20 protein-coding genes and 1 pseudogene are annotated in these 17,787 nt (G+C 38.4%); 18 read left to right on the top strand and 3 right to left on the bottom strand.

Annotated elements, in window-relative coordinates; translation table 11 throughout:
* Positions 1-63: 63 nt before the first annotated feature.
* Together HMPREF0693_RS13235 and HMPREF0693_RS18970 are read right to left on the bottom strand one after the other, a co-directional pair.
* Positions 64-897, bottom strand: a complete 834-nt coding sequence (locus tag HMPREF0693_RS13235; protein WP_004245956.1) for a phage antirepressor N-terminal domain-containing protein — start codon at positions 895-897, stop codon at positions 64-66.
* A 69-nt stretch (positions 898-966) separates the two neighbouring features.
* The gene (locus HMPREF0693_RS18970; RefSeq protein WP_004245955.1) at positions 967-1,128 is read right to left on the bottom strand and encodes a toxin-antitoxin system HicB family antitoxin; all 162 of its coding nucleotides are present in this window, start codon (positions 1,126-1,128) and stop codon (positions 967-969) included.
* A gap of 113 nt (positions 1,129-1,241) precedes the next feature.
* Between HMPREF0693_RS18970 and HMPREF0693_RS13230 the strand changes: the two genes are divergently transcribed.
* The 9 genes from HMPREF0693_RS13230 to HMPREF0693_RS13195 all read left to right on the top strand — a co-directional run bounded on the left by HMPREF0693_RS13230 (position 1,242) and on the right by HMPREF0693_RS13195 (position 8,986).
* Positions 1,242-1,499, top strand: coding sequence for an Arc family DNA-binding protein (locus tag HMPREF0693_RS13230; RefSeq protein WP_004245954.1), 258 nt, complete (start codon positions 1,242-1,244; stop codon positions 1,497-1,499).
* Positions 1,500-1,599: 100 nt separating this feature from the next.
* On the top strand, positions 1,600-2,445 hold the full coding sequence (locus HMPREF0693_RS13225; RefSeq protein WP_004245953.1) for a ParA family protein: 846 nt from the start codon (positions 1,600-1,602) through the stop codon (positions 2,443-2,445).
* Positions 2,432-2,851 carry a hypothetical protein gene (locus HMPREF0693_RS13220; RefSeq protein ID WP_012367638.1) on the top strand — a complete coding sequence of 140 codons (420 nt, stop codon included), beginning with the start codon at positions 2,432-2,434 and terminating at the stop codon, positions 2,849-2,851. Before HMPREF0693_RS13225 ends, HMPREF0693_RS13220 begins: the two co-directional genes overlap by 14 nt.
* Positions 2,844-3,512, top strand: a complete 669-nt coding sequence (locus tag HMPREF0693_RS13215; RefSeq protein ID WP_004245950.1) for a hypothetical protein — start codon at positions 2,844-2,846, stop codon at positions 3,510-3,512. Before HMPREF0693_RS13220 ends, HMPREF0693_RS13215 begins: the two co-directional genes overlap by 8 nt.
* A 92-nt stretch (positions 3,513-3,604) precedes the next feature.
* The gene (locus HMPREF0693_RS19580) at positions 3,605-3,967 is read left to right on the top strand and encodes a hypothetical protein (protein WP_004245949.1); all 363 of its coding nucleotides are present in this window, start codon (positions 3,605-3,607) and stop codon (positions 3,965-3,967) included.
* Positions 3,968-4,016: 49 nt separating this feature from the next.
* Positions 4,017-4,748 (top strand): nucleoside/nucleotide kinase family protein, encoded by a 732-nt coding sequence (locus tag HMPREF0693_RS19575; RefSeq protein WP_004245948.1) that lies wholly within the window; start codon positions 4,017-4,019, stop codon positions 4,746-4,748.
* Between the two features lie 123 nt (positions 4,749-4,871).
* A complete protein-coding gene (locus HMPREF0693_RS18360; RefSeq protein WP_004245947.1) occupies positions 4,872-5,693 on the top strand; it encodes an RING finger protein in 822 nt (273 codons plus the stop codon).
* A gap of 60 nt (positions 5,694-5,753) precedes the next feature.
* The gene (locus HMPREF0693_RS13200) at positions 5,754-8,684 is read left to right on the top strand and encodes a phage tail tape measure protein (RefSeq protein WP_004245946.1); all 2,931 of its coding nucleotides are present in this window, start codon (positions 5,754-5,756) and stop codon (positions 8,682-8,684) included.
* A gap of 11 nt (positions 8,685-8,695) precedes the next feature.
* The gene (locus HMPREF0693_RS13195) at positions 8,696-8,986 is read left to right on the top strand and encodes a hypothetical protein (protein WP_004245945.1); all 291 of its coding nucleotides are present in this window, start codon (positions 8,696-8,698) and stop codon (positions 8,984-8,986) included.
* Positions 8,987-9,005: 19 nt separating this feature from the next.
* On the opposite strand, the gene HMPREF0693_RS13190 is transcribed toward HMPREF0693_RS13195, so the two are convergent.
* Entirely contained in the window at positions 9,006-9,206 is a 201-nt protein-coding gene (locus HMPREF0693_RS13190) for a hypothetical protein (protein WP_004245944.1), read from the bottom strand.
* A 144-nt stretch (positions 9,207-9,350) separates the two neighbouring features.
* Between HMPREF0693_RS13190 and HMPREF0693_RS13185 the strand changes: the two genes are divergently transcribed.
* The 9 genes and pseudogenes from HMPREF0693_RS13185 to HMPREF0693_RS18960 all read left to right on the top strand — a co-directional run.
* On the top strand, positions 9,351-9,692 hold the full coding sequence (locus HMPREF0693_RS13185) for a phage tail protein (RefSeq protein WP_004245943.1): 342 nt from the start codon (positions 9,351-9,353) through the stop codon (positions 9,690-9,692).
* Positions 9,689-10,432 (top strand): phage minor tail protein L, encoded by a 744-nt coding sequence (locus HMPREF0693_RS13180; protein ID WP_004245940.1) that lies wholly within the window; start codon positions 9,689-9,691, stop codon positions 10,430-10,432. The genes HMPREF0693_RS13185 and HMPREF0693_RS13180 overlap by 4 nt, the downstream gene beginning before the upstream one ends.
* Positions 10,429-11,139: a C40 family peptidase gene (locus tag HMPREF0693_RS13175; protein ID WP_004245939.1), complete on the top strand. Its 711-nt coding sequence runs from the start codon at positions 10,429-10,431 to the stop codon at positions 11,137-11,139. The genes HMPREF0693_RS13180 and HMPREF0693_RS13175 overlap by 4 nt, the downstream gene beginning before the upstream one ends.
* Positions 11,136-11,723 (top strand): tail assembly protein, encoded by a 588-nt coding sequence (locus HMPREF0693_RS13170; protein WP_004245938.1) that lies wholly within the window; start codon positions 11,136-11,138, stop codon positions 11,721-11,723. The genes HMPREF0693_RS13175 and HMPREF0693_RS13170 overlap by 4 nt, the downstream gene beginning before the upstream one ends.
* Positions 11,724-11,774: 51 nt before the next feature.
* Positions 11,775-15,968 (top strand): TipJ family phage tail tip protein, encoded by a 4,194-nt coding sequence (locus HMPREF0693_RS13165; protein ID WP_004245937.1) that lies wholly within the window; start codon positions 11,775-11,777, stop codon positions 15,966-15,968.
* Complete coding sequence (locus HMPREF0693_RS13160; RefSeq protein ID WP_004247521.1) at positions 15,968-16,330, top strand: hypothetical protein; 363 nt, start codon at positions 15,968-15,970, stop codon at positions 16,328-16,330. Before HMPREF0693_RS13165 ends, HMPREF0693_RS13160 begins: the two co-directional genes overlap by 1 nt.
* A 1-nt stretch (position 16,331) precedes the next feature.
* Positions 16,332-16,946, top strand: coding sequence for a hypothetical protein (locus HMPREF0693_RS13155; RefSeq protein ID WP_004247523.1), 615 nt, complete (start codon positions 16,332-16,334; stop codon positions 16,944-16,946).
* Between the two features lie 49 nt (positions 16,947-16,995).
* Entirely contained in the window at positions 16,996-17,256 is a 261-nt protein-coding gene (locus HMPREF0693_RS13150) for a hypothetical protein (protein ID WP_004245934.1), read from the top strand.
* A 183-nt stretch (positions 17,257-17,439) separates the two neighbouring features.
* Positions 17,440-17,787 (top strand): annotated as a pseudogene (locus HMPREF0693_RS18960) (hypothetical protein); the annotation flags it as partial.

Below are 17,787 nucleotides of genomic sequence, written 5' to 3'. Positions count from 1 at the left end.
ATATAGTTTGATTATAGCGAATCGCGAGAATTGATAGCCCATCCTTGGGCGTTACTACTGTTGTTATGCAATTAACGGAGTATTTAAAATATCTCCGCTTTTCTCACCTTGCATAACTTGGGTGCGTAGACGGAAATTTTGCAATAACTCAATGAGGGCGTTAGAGTCACGTTGTAACTTCTGAATATATTCAACACTGACAACGTTATGACCATCAACGCTAACTACTTGTTGCTTTCCATTTTTATAAGAAACCAACCATCTTCCCTCTTTGGGTATGGTTACAGTGATTGAGTTTTGATTTGGCTCAAAAAGTATATTTTCTTCCTGTTTAGGAATGTATTCACCTTCAAGAACGAATTTGTGAATATACTCAACCGCATCGGGTATCTGATCTGCTGTTAGCTCTTCAATGCTACTAACATTAAATTTCTGGTGAACAAGAGAATAGGCTTCTGGGTACATAATGCCTTTCTTACTAACCAGTAGATTAACAGCATTCTTTAATGGGTTGCGTTCTTGAACAGTTGATTTGTGTTTTTTCTTAACTTCACCAGTAGTCCAATATTCATAAAGTACGTCGTCACACTCTTCTTGATACTTGATTACTTTATCGCGGATCTCTGGTTTGACTTTGTTAGGGCTGATAGTGTGAAGCCAGCCTGCAAGTTTACGGAGAGCTAGGCAAAGCATTGATTGCTCACCGCCTTTTGAAGGTATCACGATTTCCGTGATCCCTTTACGAAACCTTTGTTTTAGCTTTTCAAATTGAGATTGCCAAGTTAACCCCATGCCTTCAACTATTGGCTTCATTGGTACATATGGTTCGCCGTTGAAATTTACTACATACAGGTTGTTACCGTGGAAAGGTACGTTAATTGTTGATACACTAGTCATGTCGGTTACTCCGTAGTTTCTGACAAATTAGAAGCCCTAGCTACCGCAAATAGTTGGGGCTTCGCTGTTTTAGTTGACACGTTTTTCTCTTTCTTTCACATACCAAGCTATCGCTTGATTAACTATTGAGTTTTGCGAAATACCATCTTTCGCTGAGAGTTCTACCACTTTACTTTTTAACACCTCTGTTAATCTGAGTTGAAATTTTCCTGTTTTTTTATTGGTATTCATATTTTCATCCTTTTATGTGTCTATGTGACATCACAAAGATATCAATGTGAATCTATATAGTCAACGAATAATTGAGTATATTGTGATATCACAATGACTTTACTGGTGGTTGTATGTCACAAAAAAATACGCGAATAAGAGATATGACGCCTTACAGCCTTAGAATGCCTGATACTTTGAAAGAAAAGTTAATGCAAAGGGCAAGTAAGAATGGGCGATCTCTTAATGCTGAAATGGTTATGATTCTTCAGTCTGCGGTAGATGAGGATAGCATCCCTAAAAACTTAAACGAATTGTCACAGCTTGATTCCGAAAAGTTCAAAGAACTGTTCATGGAAACTATCAAGAAGATGAATGAGGGTAAAAAGTGACTAATATCACATTTTATTTTGTTGTTACTGTATAAAAAACAGGAATGTAAAATTTTTTAGTGCCTGTAATATATTTTGATATTTTCTTTGGAGCTTGCACATGAATGCGCCTGTAATTAGCTTTATTAATATGAAGGGTGGGGTGGGAAAGACCACTCTATGTATTAGTATTGGTGAGTATTTAGCAAACTATAAGGATAAAAAAGTATTAATAATAGATATTGATCCTCAGTTTAATGCAACACAATCTTTTATGGGTAAGCATGATAAAATAAGTGAGTACTTATCTTTAGTAAAACAAAGAAAGACAATCAAGAGAATATTTGAAGTAAATGCTTCTATATATGATGAAGATGCAGTATTAAAAAAAGAAGATGTTATTTACAGTGTATATCCAAATCTAGATATAATCCCTGGTGATATAAACATAATGTTTGAGCATAACACGGTAGATACAATTAGATTGATTAGGATAAGAAATTTCATTGAAGACAATAAGTTAAGAGAAATCTACGACTATATTTTTATTGATTGTCCGCCTACCATTTCGATGTATACCGAAGCGTCCATAATGGCATCTACACATTATATAATGCCAATGAGAATAGATCAGTATTCAGTATTAGGGAGTAACAATTTGCTATCAATTGTTTCTAAGCTGGCTAGAGATCAAAGACTTACAATAAAGCCGTTGGGTGTTATTTATACCGATACTGCACCAAAAAGATTGACCAAGAAGACCAGAGCAATTAAGACGGCTATAGAAACCGAAAAAGGAATCAGGGATCTATATTTCTTCAAGAATCATTTTTCAAAGGTTAGGGATTTACAGGTTGGTCAGCAATTAAATTTTGCGTCAGCGTATTCTCAGTCTAAAGAAATCATTGATAGAATATGTACGGAACTCGAGGCTAAGCTTAAAGAGGTTGATGATGAATCAGAATAAATTAATAACTAAAAAGAAATTAATGGAACTAAAAGATTCTGAATCGCTTGAGTTTATGATCGGGTTTCTATCTTTAGTAATATTTTCCAAAGAAATTTTTAAGTCGAATTTTGAATTGAGTGAATTTATTAAAGATGCATTTAAGATAGAATATAAAAGATACGTTGTATCCTCAAGAACCCTTATGTTCTCTAGGCTTGCGAAAGATATAGTTAGAAAATATTCTGATGGAAATCATTTCACAGCTAAAAATACTGTTGTCAATATCATTTATGAAAAGCTAGATCAGCTGCCAATCAACGATATCGCTTTAGAAGCGAAAAAGAAAGAAAATAAAAAGAGAAAAGGTAAAAATACTACAACAGAAAGTATCTCAAAGTGGATAAAGGGGTTTAGGGGTGAGTAACTTCCTTACTATTGACCCTTACAACGTGTTGGGAACAGTGTCCAAGTTCAAAGAAGACCTAAAAGTAATTCCTGACCAATATGTTGTTGACTCGTTAATATCAGCGGTAAAAAAGTCTATTTTTTTGAAGATAATTCACGAAAAATCTTTGAGAGGTAATAGACACTTATTAAGCGTCATCTATGATTTTTTAGGTTGTATTTCAGCAATAAAAAAAAATGAAGATAGATACTTTTATTTTAATATAAGGTCATGCATTGAAAATTCAATTAGATTCTTGTTGAACAAAGATAATGATGATGAGATCGGTGTTACAAGGATGTTCAGTGAGTTTAAAGAAAGATATAAAGGTGTAGACGGTGTTAGCGCACTTGCTAGGGTATATTCTGATGCATGTAATTACGTTCATAACAATGTCAAGGCTGATATTGATGTATCAAAAAGCTATAAATACATTGATTCATCCAAGATTTTTGAAAAGAAAAAAAGCAGAAATCTATGTAATGACCTCGTTTCAGTGCAGTCGTCACTAGATAATTTTTTGCTAATTAATAATAAAGAAGACATAAAGCATTCATTTTTATATCTAAATGAAAATATAGAATATTTAATAAATAAAAAGTTTTTAGAAAGATTGTTCTCATCAGAATTGGTATCATAATTCTATAAACATGCTTCGGCAGGTTTTTGTTTGCTTCAATTTGCACCACAAACAGCTAAACTAATAACAAATTAACTAACGAGGATGGTGTTGTGAGGAAAAAAACAGTTTTGGCGATTTTTATTGGTTCATTATTAATTTCTGGTTGTGGTCAAAAAGAGTTATCACCTCAAGATATTGAACTAGTAAATAATTTAAAATCAGAGTTATCACAGGTTGAAAATGACATATCAGAATCTAAATCTGAGCAGAATTTGTATTCTGGCGGGTTAATAAAATCTCTAATTACTGCAAAAACTGAAGTTTTAGAGGTGAATAAGGCTCTTTTACAGCAACGGATAAATGCTCTTGAGTCTGGAGCTAAAGTTAACATTGTTATAGAGCAAACCCAAGCAAACCAAGATCTAGCAAATAAACTTGAAGCGGAAATAAATCAAATTAAAAAAGAAAATTGAAAGCGAGAAAAACGAAGCTAAGAAATATTCTGGTGGATTAATTCTATCAATGAAATTAGCAACAATAGCAACACAAGAGCAAACGTTAGCTACGTTACAACAAAAGTATTTATCTGCTAAATATGGATTGGCACCAATTAACTATGATAATCAATTAAGCAACAATAACTCCCAGATAAATACAAAAGAAAATCTTAAATCAGATAATGAAAAGCAATCTATGCTCCCGCCGGAATCAGGCCCATTTGGGTTTAAGATTGGACTTACAAGAGAAAACATTGAATCAATGATAACTGGCGAGATACGCCTTGTTGATGATGAGCAAAACCTATACTTAACGAACAGCTCACCTAAAAAAAACTCCGAGTTTGCATCATTTGGATTAGTTATCTCTCCAACAGTTGGTTTATGTCAGATAAGAGCTATTGGTAATGATATAAAAACAAACAGTTACGGACAGCCGTTACGGCAGGAATTCAATGGGTTGGTTAATACTTTGGAATCTTTGTATGGAAAACCAAAACAAGAAGATATTCTTTTATCTGGATCTATATGGCGGAACCCTCAAGACTGGATGATGGGGTTGTATAAGCAAGAAAGATATTTAAGTGCTAGGTGGAAAGAGCAAAATGACAACATGAAAGAAAATGAACTGAGTAGTATAGCTGTTGAGGCGAGAGCGGATAGCGGATCGAATGGGTATATCTTCCTTCAGTACACATTCGCTAACAATCCAGAATGTGTTAAGGAAATAGAAGAAAATAAAAAAAGCTCTTTTTAATTTTAAATCAAACATCAACTAACCCTGCCAATCGGCAGGTTTTTTTTGCACCTAACGTTTGCTTTGTTTTGCATTTACATCGAGCTATCATAAATGAATAAGTAAAAATTTAGTGAGGGCTACATGAAAGGTTTCGGATGGGGATTGCTTGTTATAGGTATTTTGGCAGCATTTGCCGCTTTTAACATGGATGTCAGTGTGGCAACTAGCTATGGAGGTAGGGTAAATAATTTCGGGCTGATGGCGCAAAGGCAGAATTATATTCTAATTAGCTGTTTTGTTATTTTTTGCGGGCTAATGATGGTCATATTTGGTGGTAGAAGATCAATTGAGTCAGGCCAAGTTAAATGTCCATTCTGTGCGGAATTCATAAGTAACGAAGCTATTAAGTGTAAGCATTGTGGTAGTGATTTATCAGAACATAAAAGATTACAGAAAGAAAAAGAGACTAACTTAAAAATAAAATTCAATGCCATTAATTATGATCAAACAGAACTGTACGATACTTCATCCGGAAAAGCTGTTCTAAATTATGAAAAATTGGCTAAACTTGTTCAGCGGATTAAATTTGAGGATGAAGATATTTCCGGTGAAGCACTGCTAGCTAGACAGAAGTTTAATATTGAAACAATTCAGTCACTTCTACCTAAAGAAATAAAAAAAGAGTTTAGAGACAAGGTGAGTCAATTAATATTAGATTCATTTATAAAATCAGACAAATTAGAGGAATTACATTATAGATTTATTTCCATAGATAATGGAAATTATCGAATAAATAAGGATGAAATTAAGAAGTTTGCTGAACATTTAATTTCTAAGTTGCCTTATGGTCACGATGTATTCACTGATTTTAACGATGAGATATCTAAGGCAATGAAATCTATACCTAGCGATGTTAGGGGAGATTTTATGAGCAATCTGCATCATTTTGTTTATGGTAAATAATAGAGAATATTCACAAACAAGCCACCTTCGGGTGGTTTTTTTATATCTGGAGGAAACTAAATGGCAGATATAGCAACAATATCATTAAAGGCTGATACGTCAGATCTGGAGCGTGGCACACAAAAGTTAAAGGAATTCGGCGATACGGCAGAAAAGGTAAGCGGTTCTTCGCGAAATTTAAATGACCAATTTAATAGAGGTGTTGGTCATCAAAAGAAAATTTCTGATGCAATAAAAAAGCAAAGGGAAGAATTTGATAATTTACTTAACTCGATAAATCCAACCAATAAAGCGTTTCAAAAACTAGATGAATGGCAAGCTAAATTAGCCAGCGCTAGCAAAAAAGGTATTTACCCAAGTGATGAGATTGCAAAGTATAACGCCATACTTGAGCAGACTAGAGATAAATTAACACGAGTTAATATGTCCCTTACGGCTGAAGGGCGGGCGCTGTTAGCTCAAGAGGCGGCAACAAATAGAGCCAAGCAAGCTGCTGATGATTTTTTAAATTCACTGAAAAATCAAACTGAAATCATAGGAAAAACGAGGACTGAGATTTTAGAGTTAAAAGCGGCTCAACTTGGCGTGTCGCAACAAGCTGCGCCGATGATCAATAAGCTAAAAGAGCAAGAAAAAGCCTTTATGAATGGCTCAATCACTATTGGTCAATATAAACAAGCAATGCGTCAACTTCCCATGCAAATGACAGATATTGTTACGTCATTAGCATCAGGAATGCCAGTCTGGATGGTGATGATACAACAAGGGGGGCAAATAAAGGACTCATTTGGTGGTATTGGAAACTCGTTGAAGGCGCTTGCATCGATAATTACTCCAACAAAGATTGCTATTGCAACAGCAACAACTGCATCACTAGCCCTGGCTTACTCTGCTTATAAAGGATCTCAAGAATTTGCTGAGTTTAATAAGCAATTGATAATGACGGGACGTTACGCTGGCAAAACAGCCTATGAATTAAATCAATTATCTAAAACTTTAGTTGGGAACTGGATTACTCAGGGTGACATGGCCTCAGCTCTAACTAAAGTGGTGGGTAGTGGGCGTTTTCAAGGAGACCAGATTTTGTTGGTGGCAAGGGCTGCAGCACAAATGGAGCAATCCACCGGAAAATCAATAGATGAAACAATAAACCAATTTAAGAGGCTAAAGGATGATCCTGTAAATGCTATTTTAGAATTAGATAAAACATTGCATTTGTTGACTGCGTCTGAATACGAGCACATTAAGTCATTAGAAATAGCAGGAAAAACACAAGAAGCTTCTGAGTTTTCAATTAAAAAACTGTCAGAGGAAACTGATAGAAGAACTAGATCTATGAATCAAAATATAGGTTCATTAGAGAGAGCATGGAATGATGTTGCAACCGCAATAAAGAATGCAGGAAATGCTTTAAAAAATATTGGTAAACCTCTTTCCGATGCGGAGGCGTTAGCTGAGATAAACGACAGAATAAAAGAATGGGAAAATGCTGGATTTTGGCATGGAACCAAAGAACAAAGAGAAAATATGATTCGCAACTTAAAGGAGCAACAAAAGATTTTAAGTTTCGTCGTATCTTCTCATGAAGGTTATGAAAAAGCACAAAACAAATCCAAGGAGGCGGATGAAAAAAGAAAAGAATCAATTAGAGAATATAATAAATTATTAGAAGATACTGCAACTAACGCTCAAAAAAGAACAGCAGCCCTAAATAAGCTATGGGAGCAAGTTAGAAGAGACCCTGAATTTTGGACTGAAGATAAAAGGAAGTTAGCAGTACAAAATATAAATAATAAATTTAAAGATAGAACATCTAAAACCCCAACCTACCGACCAGATTATGGTACTAGAGTAGATGAATCAGCAAATCAAGCCCTATTATCCCTACAAGCACAATTGAAGGTGTTAAAAGAGCATAAAACAGTTAGTGATGTGATTAGCTCTGAGCGTAAAAAACTGTGGGATATGGAGGCGAAAATATCAATCCTTGAGGAGGCTCAGAAAACAAGACAGTTAACCAAGGACGAAAAGGCGTTGCTTGCTAAAAAGGACTACATTCTTGCTTCTCAAGAAGCATTGGCCATAGCTGGTGATGAGGTTAAGCTTCAGGAGTTACATAATCGTGAGTTAGATAAGCAACTTAAACGTGTTGAAGAAATTAATGCCAGAAGTCGCGCCTTAGAGTTGGGAGCTGGTAAGTCTGGCCGCATGTATCAACGAGACATCGCATTAGAGAAAGCTAAATCACCAGACGAGAGAAAAGCCTTAGAGGAGTATTATGCTAAGGAAGACTCTATTCGTGCTAACTGGGAGTTAGGCGTTAAGAAAGGCTTTGCTGAATTCCAAGATCAGGCAACAAACGTTTACGGTAACGTAGCTCAAATTAGTCAATCAGCATTTCAGGGCATGAGTAACAGTCTCTCTGATTTTGTATTGACGGGCAAAGCTAATTTTGCTGACTTCACTCGCTCATTCTTAGAAATGACCACCAAGATGTTAATGCAGATGGCTATGCTAAATGCTATGAAAGCGGCATTTGGTGGTAGTGCGGTAGGTAATTTCTTTGGATTTGCAAGTGGTGGTTATACAGGCGATGGTGGAAAACATGATCCAGCGGGTGTAGTACATAAAGGCGAGTTCGTCTTTACCAAGGAAGCAACGCAACGATTAGGTATTGCCAACCTTTATCGACTAATGGATGCAGGAAAGCGAGGTTATGCTTCAGGTGGTCATGTCGGTGGTTCAGCGCCAATGTCGGTTACACAGCCAACAGCATTTATCGCTCGCAATCCTCAAATTGCTAGTGGTGGAAACGTACAGATTAATTTAGGAGATATTAATATTGAAAATGGACAACAGCAACAGCCGTCAAGTAATCAAGCCAATGCTTCATCATTAAAGCGTGAATTCCAGCAAATGGTGGAAAGTGGGGTTAACAATTTACTTAGAAACCCAGCATCTGCATTATCAAGAACAATCAAAGGCAATTAAGAGAGGTAGTTATGAAAATCAAAGTAGAGTTCCCATTGTTATCAAACAAATTTTCAGGAGTGGAAATTACAGGGGATGTAAAAAGATATGGCATTGGGGCCATAAAAATAAGTGAAAAACCTATATTAACGTCAGAAATTACAGTAATGGAGATAGTGGGAAATAATACCCCAGATGAAGAACCAAAGTTACAATTTAAGTACACAGAGGATTATAACCCAAATGAAACATTTGCTTCATTTATGGGGAGAGCGGAAAAATATGCAAGAACCATGATAGATCGCATAAAGGCGGCACAGTAACCGCCTTTATAATATGGTACTAATTATGTAAATGTGACTGAATGATACCAAACGCCTCGATAGTTACAGGACTATCATGCGATACTTTATTTAATTCACTAATAAGTTTTTCTTTTTCAATATCAGACATATTCCTAATCATTACTTGAATTATATACTCTAAAGCAAGAGTACGTGTTTGAAGGGTCTCTATGTCTTTAGCCATTTCACTAACTAACATATTCAATTCTCCATCGAAGTAAGTCAGCCATTCCTTCGGTAAGTTTCTCTGGGCTGAATATATAAAATAACCTAATGGATATTTATTAATATCCTGATATTTGATCAGGCGGCTTTGTGTCGCCTTTTTTTATTGGAGTAACCAATGGAAGAGTTTAAATGGCGAACACAAATACAAGATTCGCCAAGCGGTGAGTTCAAGCATCGTATTAAAGAAGTTGAATTTGGAGATGGTTACAAACAAGTTGCTGGTGATGGTATTAATCCAGAATCTCAAACGTGGCCATTCTCTTATATGGGATTGAAAGATGAGGTGATGCTTATTTTTAAATTCATTCGGCAACACACAGTAAAATCATTTATTTGGACACCTCCATTTGGTGAAAAAGGTCTTTATCGAGTTAAAGCTGATTCAATATCGATGATCCCCATATCTGGTGGAGTAATGAAATTGTCAGCTACGTTTGAACAGGCATTTAGCGCATGAATATCACAGCAGATGTACAAAAATTAGAGCCGGGTAATAAGGTTCAATTAATTGAGGTGGATGGCAGTGAGTTTGATGGGCCCATTCTTCGCTTCCATGCTTACAATCTACCTCATACACCAGAAGAGATAGAGCAATCTAATGGTGATATCAAGCCAAAACCAATTTGGTGGCAAGGCAATGAATACGGGGCATGGCCTTATGAAGTTGAAGGAATGGCAAAAAATAGTGATGGTAGTCCAGCGAGACCATCTCTAAAGGTTGCCAATATAGATGGCTTAATTTCATCTCTATGTCTTCAGTTTGACGACATGGTGCAAGCCAAAGTGACTATTTATGAGACATTTGCTCACTATCTTGATGCTAAAAACTTTCCTGAGGGAAATTCAACAGCTAATCCAGACGAATGCTTTAAACAAGTTTATTACATCGATCGTAAAACTAATGAGGTGGCTGGCGAATCCGTAGAGTTCGAGCTGTCTAGCCCGTTTGATTTGCAGGGAGTAATGATACCCGTTCGACAAATTCATAATCTTTGTTACTGGTGCATGAAAGGCGATTATCGTAGTGGTAATGGGTGCTCATATTCAGGGAATAAATATTTTGATGAGAGAGGAAACCCTGTTGATGATCCAGCGCTAGATAGTTGTGGTGGGCTTATTAGTGATTGCAAAAAACGCTTTGGTGAGAATGAGCCATTAGATTTTGGAGGGTTTCCCGCTGCGGGGTTAACGAGATGATCACAAAAAAATTAAGAGAATCGATATTTGAACATGTAAAAGCCGAATATCCCAAAGAAGCTTGCGGAGTTATCTGTCAGAAAAGTCGAGTTAAAAAATACTTTCCTTGTAGCAATCTTTCAGATAACCCAACAGAGCATTTTGAGCTTTCTCCAGAAGATTACGCTCTTGCTGAGGACTGGGGTGAGCCAATAGCAATTGTGCACAGCCATTGTGGTGATGGTGTAACGACTCAACCTAGCGAAATAGATAAATTACAGTGTGATGCAACTGGATTGCCTTGGGTGATCGCATCATGTCCAGAGGGTGATATTCGAATTATTTACCCTCGAGGTGAGCGTGAATTAGAAGGACGTCCTTTTGTGCTGGGTTATGCTGATTGCTGGTCGTTAATTATGGACTATTATCACCAAAAACACGGTATTGAGTTACATAACTACAGCGTTGATCGGCATTGGTGGGAAGAAGGCGAAAACCTGTATACGGATAACTACGAGAAAGCGGGTTTTGTTGATATCGCTGGTGAACCAAAAGAAGGTGACATGATTATCATGCAAGTGCAAGCCGATGTACCTAATCACGCTGGTGTGATTATGAATGGCATGTTACTTCATCATCTTTATGGTCAACTCAGCAGGTTGGTCCCCTACAGCGATTATTGGCGAGATAGGACTGTAAAAATTGTTCGGAGGAAAGAGTTTGTATGAGCCTAAAAACAATACGTCTATATGGTGTTCTTGGCGCAAAATTTGGGCGTGAACACAAATTAGATATAGATTCACCTCGCGAAGCAATTAAGGCACTCTCTGTGCTTTATGATGGGTTTGAGCTGTTTCTTGCTAATGCACATCTGAAAGGGCTGGAGTTTGCTGTATTTAAAGGTAAGCGCAACATTGCTGAAGATGAATTACATCTTGATACCAAAGAAGAGATCCGCATAGCACCAATCATTAAAGGAAGTAAACGAGGAGGATTCTTTCAAACTATGTTGGGCATTGCCATGATCGGTGTCGCGACATTTGCTCCTTGGGGTACTGCCTTATTTGCAAGTGACTTGATTGGGGCCATAGGTCTTGGTGTGGCGCTTGGTGGTGTTTACCAGATGCTTTCACCCCAACCGCGAGGTCTATCAATGAGGCAAGATTCAGATAACAAACCATCTTATGCCTTTGGCGGAGCTGTAAACTCTACTGCGCAAGGAAATCCAGTTCCTTTACTTTATGGACTGGACAGGCGAGAGGTAGGTGGGGCAATCATTTCCGCAGGTATTTATACAGAAGATCAGCAATAACATAAACGAATTTCAGAATAGCCACTATGTGGCTTTTTTTATGGGTGAAATATGGAATTAATTCATGGTGCAAAAGGTGGTGGCGGTGGCGGACATACGCCCACGGAATCACCAGATAGCTTACTTTCTGAATCAACAGCTAAGATTTTATTGGCTATCTCAGAAGGTGAAATTGCTGGTGGCTTAGACGATACTCGTATTTTTCTTGATGATACACCGATTGGCAATGCGGACGGTACTAAGAATTTTGAGGGTGTCACTTGGGAATTTAGACCGGGTAGTGAACACCAAGAATACATTCAGGGTATCCCATCAGTAGATAGCGAAACATCGGTAGGGTTGGAATTAAAAGACGATCAGCCCTATGTGCGGAGCATTAATAACACTCAGCTATCTGCTGTGCGCATTAGACTATCTGTTCCTCAATTGTTTCAACAACACGATAACGGGGATACTACAGGCTATAGAATTGAATATGCTATTGACTTATCTACAGATGGTGCTGGATATAATGAAGTATTAAAGTCTGCTTTTGATGGTAAAACGACCAGCGAATACCAGCGAACACACCGCATTGACTTACCCAAGGCAAATACAGGTTGGCAGATCCGTGTCCGACGATTAACTAAGAATCAGAATACAGCCAGAATTGTTGATAAGGTTACTATCTCTGCTGTTACTGATGTTATCGATGCTAAATTGCGTTATCCAAATACGGCCCTATTGTTTATTACTTTCAATGCGCGTCAATTTAATAATCGCATCCCTAAAATTAGCGTTCGCCCAAAAGGTGGCTTGCTTATCAAAGTGCCCACGAATTATGACCCGATTAATCGGGCCTATTCAGGCGTATGGGATGGCACCTTTAAACTTGCAGCAACCAATAACCCGGCATGGGTATTTTATGATTTAGTACTCAATAATCGCTACGGCTGTGGTGACCGGATCCAGTCTTCTCAGGTTGAAAAGTGGGACCTGTATAAGATTGCGCAATATTGTGATGAATTGGTACCCGATGGGCATGGTGGTGATGGTAAGGAGCCTCGATTCCTGTGTGATGTTTATATTCAATCGCAAGAATCGGCATACCAAGTACTGAGAGATATAGCGGCTATTTTTCGTGGTATGACATTTTGGGCTGATAACAAGGTTAATGTTGTCGCTGATATGCCAGATAGTATTTTTAGAACGTTTACTAATGCCAATATTGTTGGAGGTAAGCCTACCTATTCAGGAGGTAGTCAGCAAAATCGATATACACAAGCATTAGTTTCCTACACAGACACCAATAACCACAGTAATGATGCGATTGAGGCTGTGGCCGATATTAAACTACAGCGTCGTTACGGAGTACGCAAAACTGAAATATCAGCGATAGGTTGCACTCGACAGACGGAGGCTAACCGTAGAGGTCGCTGGGCGTTACTCACCAATGCTAACGACAGAGTTATTAGTTTTGCGACAGGATTAGAGGGGGCAATACCTTCTCCTGGTCATATCATTGCTGTTGCCGATTCTACATTGGCTGGAAGAGATAATGGTGGACGTATATCGCGTGTAGAAGGCAGAAAAATAACACTTGATCGCAGAGCCAATATTAAAGCAGGTGATAGGTTGATTGTTAATCTGCCAAACGGGCGCTCAGAGGGAAGAACCGTATCACTGGTTGCTGATAATATCATTACAATTTCAACGGAGTACTCACAGGAACCAGAGAAAAACGCAGTTTGGACAGTTGATGCTGATGATTTAACATTACAACTTTATCGGGTCGTTAATATTACTGATAATGGCGATAATACATACACTATTACTGGCGCAATCCATAACCCAAGCAATTACGATCACATTGACTCTGGCGCAAGAATAGGTGAGCGTCCAATCACCATTGTTCCACCGAGTGTGCAAGCACCACCTAAAAACATTCGTATATCATCCTATTCTCAGGTTAATCAAGGTATTTCATTTATTACTCTGCGTGTTGATTGGGATGCAGTTGATAATGCCATTACCTATGAGGCTCAATGGCGGAGAGATAATAATAACTGGGTATCAATGCCAAGAACATCAACATGTGGGTTTGAAGTTGATGGCATTTATGCTGGTCGTTATCAGGTGAGAGTTCGTGCGATAAATGCGTCTGAAATATCCAGTGTATGGACTAATGCGCCAGAAACAACACTGACAGGAAAAGTAGGGAGCCCGCCTAAACCTGTAAACTTTAGAGCTTCACCGCTCGTATTTGGCATTAAGTTAGGCTGGGAATTTGGTGAAAACACCAGTGATACGTTAAAAACGGAAATTCAGTACAGCAAAACCAATAATGGTGAAGGTCTGATGCTGTTATCTGATGTTCCTTATCCCTCAAAAACCTATGAAATGGCAGGGTTATCAGCAGGTTTAACGCTTTATTTTAGAGCAAGACTGGTAGATAAAATAGGTAATCATTCCGAATGGACTGAGTTTATTCTGGGAGAATCTGAGTTTGATGCTAGTATTATTCTTGATGAATTAGCGGGGCAAATCAGCCGAGACCAACTCGCACAAGACTTATTGGGTGAAATTAACAGTAAAGCTAACCAAATCGATATTACTGAATTACATGAGTTGATGAGGATAAATCATGACAAGATTTTATCTGAGTTGATGAGGCATGGAGCAACGATTGAAGAAAGTGAAAAAAAATGGGAGGAGGCAGGAAAATTACTGGCTGAGCGGATGAACCAAGTTTCAACGGCAACAGAAGCACAGGCTGCCGCAATTAAACAAGAGCAACAAGCACGTATTGAGGGTGATAAAACCGAAGCGCAACAACGGCAATCCTTAGCTACTCAACTTCGTGGTGATTATACTGGCAATGATTTATCGAAAGTGACCGCAGGACTCATTTCCGCCGAGAAACAAGCGCGGGTCTCGGGTGACCAAGCAGAAGCGAAAGCCCGACAATCACTGGAAACACGGATGAATGGGAATGTTTCAGCGATTAATAAATCATTAGAAACCCTCACCTCGAAACAGCAAGCACAAACGCAAGAGATTTCAACGCTCAATTCAAATCTTAAGGGGAAAGCTGATAGCAGTGTGGTGAATGCGTTAAATACGCGAGTAACTAATCTCGATGGCAAAGTGATGTCCGCAACCTCTCAGGTACAAACGTTATCCAGCAAATTAGATACAGTGAAAGCCGATTTAACGGAGTCTGTGGTGGTGGATTTAGATTTATCTAAACTCAATGAAAACACCTATTATCCGATTATTTTGCCATTAGTAACTTCTCGACGTTATGCCTTTAAGGTTTTTAGGACATTAGGGCAATATAGAGACAATAAACCGAGCTATGCGACTCACAATACCAAAGGTTTTGCCATGATTGTGGAATGGCAAGTGAGTGGTTCTGGATGGGGAACCCAGTCTGAAAACCGCATCATTGATAATTTTGATTGGCGATGGACAAATCAATCCCCTGTGATGGGGCCAGCTCAATTAACGAATGGTTCTGTGGAATATATCTATTTGCGAGGAGGTGCTAAATATCAGCTCACTAAGCATAAAAGTGTTAACCATCAAATTATCACCCGCACTTATACCAATAACAAACAATCGGTGGCACCAAAAGGATTTGTGGCGAATGAAGTACCTAAGTCCAGCGAACAGAAAGCCAATGCAACGGCGAATGCGGTAAACCAACTTGAAACTAAGGTGACTGAGGTCTCAGGTAAAGTGACCTCTACCGCCCAGCAAGTCACTCGCCTTGAAAGCCAAGTGGGTACAAGTTCAGCCAAAATCGAACAAACGTCGAAAGTGGTCACCGACATAAATGGCAAAATTTCCGCATCATGGACAATGAAAGTTCAGCAAGATAGCAAAGGGAATAAAGTCATTACGGGCATTGGCTTAGGGTTTAATGCACAAGGAAATAGCCAATTTCTGGTCAATGCCCAAAACTTTGCAGTGATATCGTCATTAAATGGCAAAGTGGTGACACCGTTTATCGTGAAGAATGGACAGGTGGTTGTTAATGAAGCTTTTATTGGTGATGCAACTATTACCAGTGCAAAAATAGCTAATGTATTGCAATCAACCAATTTCAGCCATGCAAACAAGGTGGGCTATCAACTTAATATGCGCACTGGTGAAGAAATTAAATATGGGAATAACGCTCAGGGGTACTGGATTGAAACAAACATATTAAAACGTTTGTTTGATAAAAAAGGCACAATGCGTATCAGAATGGGGATATGGTAATGGGCATGGGTTTAGAAATATATGATGAGAAAGGGCGACTCATTATTGGAGAAGACACTATTATACCGCGCCACTTGGGGCAATTTGACCTTCCTTTGTCCCAATATGGATCTCTTACTATTCCTGAGATTTCCTTAGGAGGTGAGGTTGTTTGCCATTTCTGGCTACGGTATCGCTCTCGATGGAGTGGTGAATTTCATGTAGATAAGCCTAATGAGAGAACAGAGTACTCCATATCTGGGAACACGTTAAATTACCGCGTTGATTACAATATCTATCGCTGGGAGAACAATGGCTCTGGTGGTGGGCAGACACAAGCGAATGACTCATTCTCAAGTCATGTTGTCGTATGGGTGGTGTGAAATGGTTGGTGTAGAAATTTACACAAATAATAGGCTGATACAATTAACCGATAAACTCGAAACAATATGTGTTTTGAGAAAAGCAACTCCTGATGAACTAACGTCATCATCAGGCCCTCATGATAGCTATCCGAGAATCTATGCGTTAAATAGCCAATGGATGGTTGCTCCGATTTCCAAGGTAAGCATACCTCAACACGGAGTTGGTCTTGAAGTTTATGATGAGCAAGGGAAAATGAAATTTTCATCTCTTGCTAAGTTGGTCTGCTTTGAGAAATATTATGATGTCAATACGGGGAGCGCTGGCAAAGGCTCATTAAGAATCGCAGGCAAAAGTGGTCATCGGTATGGCATGATTAAGACTCGCTCTATGGGGTATTTTCATAATACAAACATACGAAGCTACATAGACCCTGACACGTGGGATGAAGTTTGGACATTCAAAAGATATAGCGAGCGTTATGTCTTGGTTGATGATGTGGGAGGGTTAACATTTGAGTATCGATACGAGTTCTTAGGAGAAGAGGATGGCTGGATAAGTATGCCTCCGAGTCGAGAAGGTTCTGGATTAATGGAACAAGGGCTTATGATAGACGTTTCAATGTTAGAAGATTAAATACCGCACTAATGTGGTTTTTTTGTATCTAAATTTTAGGAAATAAATCATGATATACACAACAGGCACTGTTAGCACAGTGTCAGGGTCTGCTGTTGTCTCTGGCACAGGTACCATTATTTTAATTAAAAATGGTAATGCTAATTTTATTTATATGGTGGACAGGGTTAATAGCGATACAGAATTAGTCATTTCACAACCGGCTACATTTACCGTAAAAAACACTAGTTACAGCATTAATCTCACTGAGCCGAACTCATACAGCGACGCTAATAATCGTATGACCGCTATTGCATCAGATATTACGTAGTTCTTAAACGAGCAACGAGTTACGCTCGATGGTGTTAAAAAAGTGCTGGGGGATATTAGTAAAAAGTTAGATAAAAGTGGTGTGGACCTTTCAGGGATTTCGAAGTGCGATTACACGTAATACACAAATGGCTTATTGTGTGTTTCGACAAAAATCCACCTTAAAGGCGGGCGCTATTGGTCTTTGCCGACAATATTATCGCATTTAGATAAGTGTGTTGTGTTTTATCATACCACCAACTCTCAAGCGGAAGTGAGCTATTTAGCGCATAAAAAGCAATTATACAGTTCAGCCCAAACAGACATTTATGTGTGTGTATTCGTTTCAGGAATGGTTTTGACCCCGAAGAGACGTTGGGGGTTATCACTGTACAGTGAAGATGGAGCACGGGTCTTTAATACGGACTATTTGCCTTTTACCCGAGGAAAATCAATGGCATTGTTATTACGGGAGGGGAGTGTAGAGACTCCATATAGTTTGCCTTTAGTCTGTGCAACAAGTCAGTTTGTGAATGCGTCTTATCAGGATGAT

Source organism: Proteus mirabilis ATCC 29906 (assembly GCF_000160755.1).
Taxonomy (GTDB): Bacteria; Pseudomonadota; Gammaproteobacteria; order Enterobacterales; family Enterobacteriaceae; genus Proteus; species Proteus mirabilis.
Note: the sequence above shows the minus strand (reverse complement) of the source record. Positions and strands in the feature narration are given on the sequence as shown.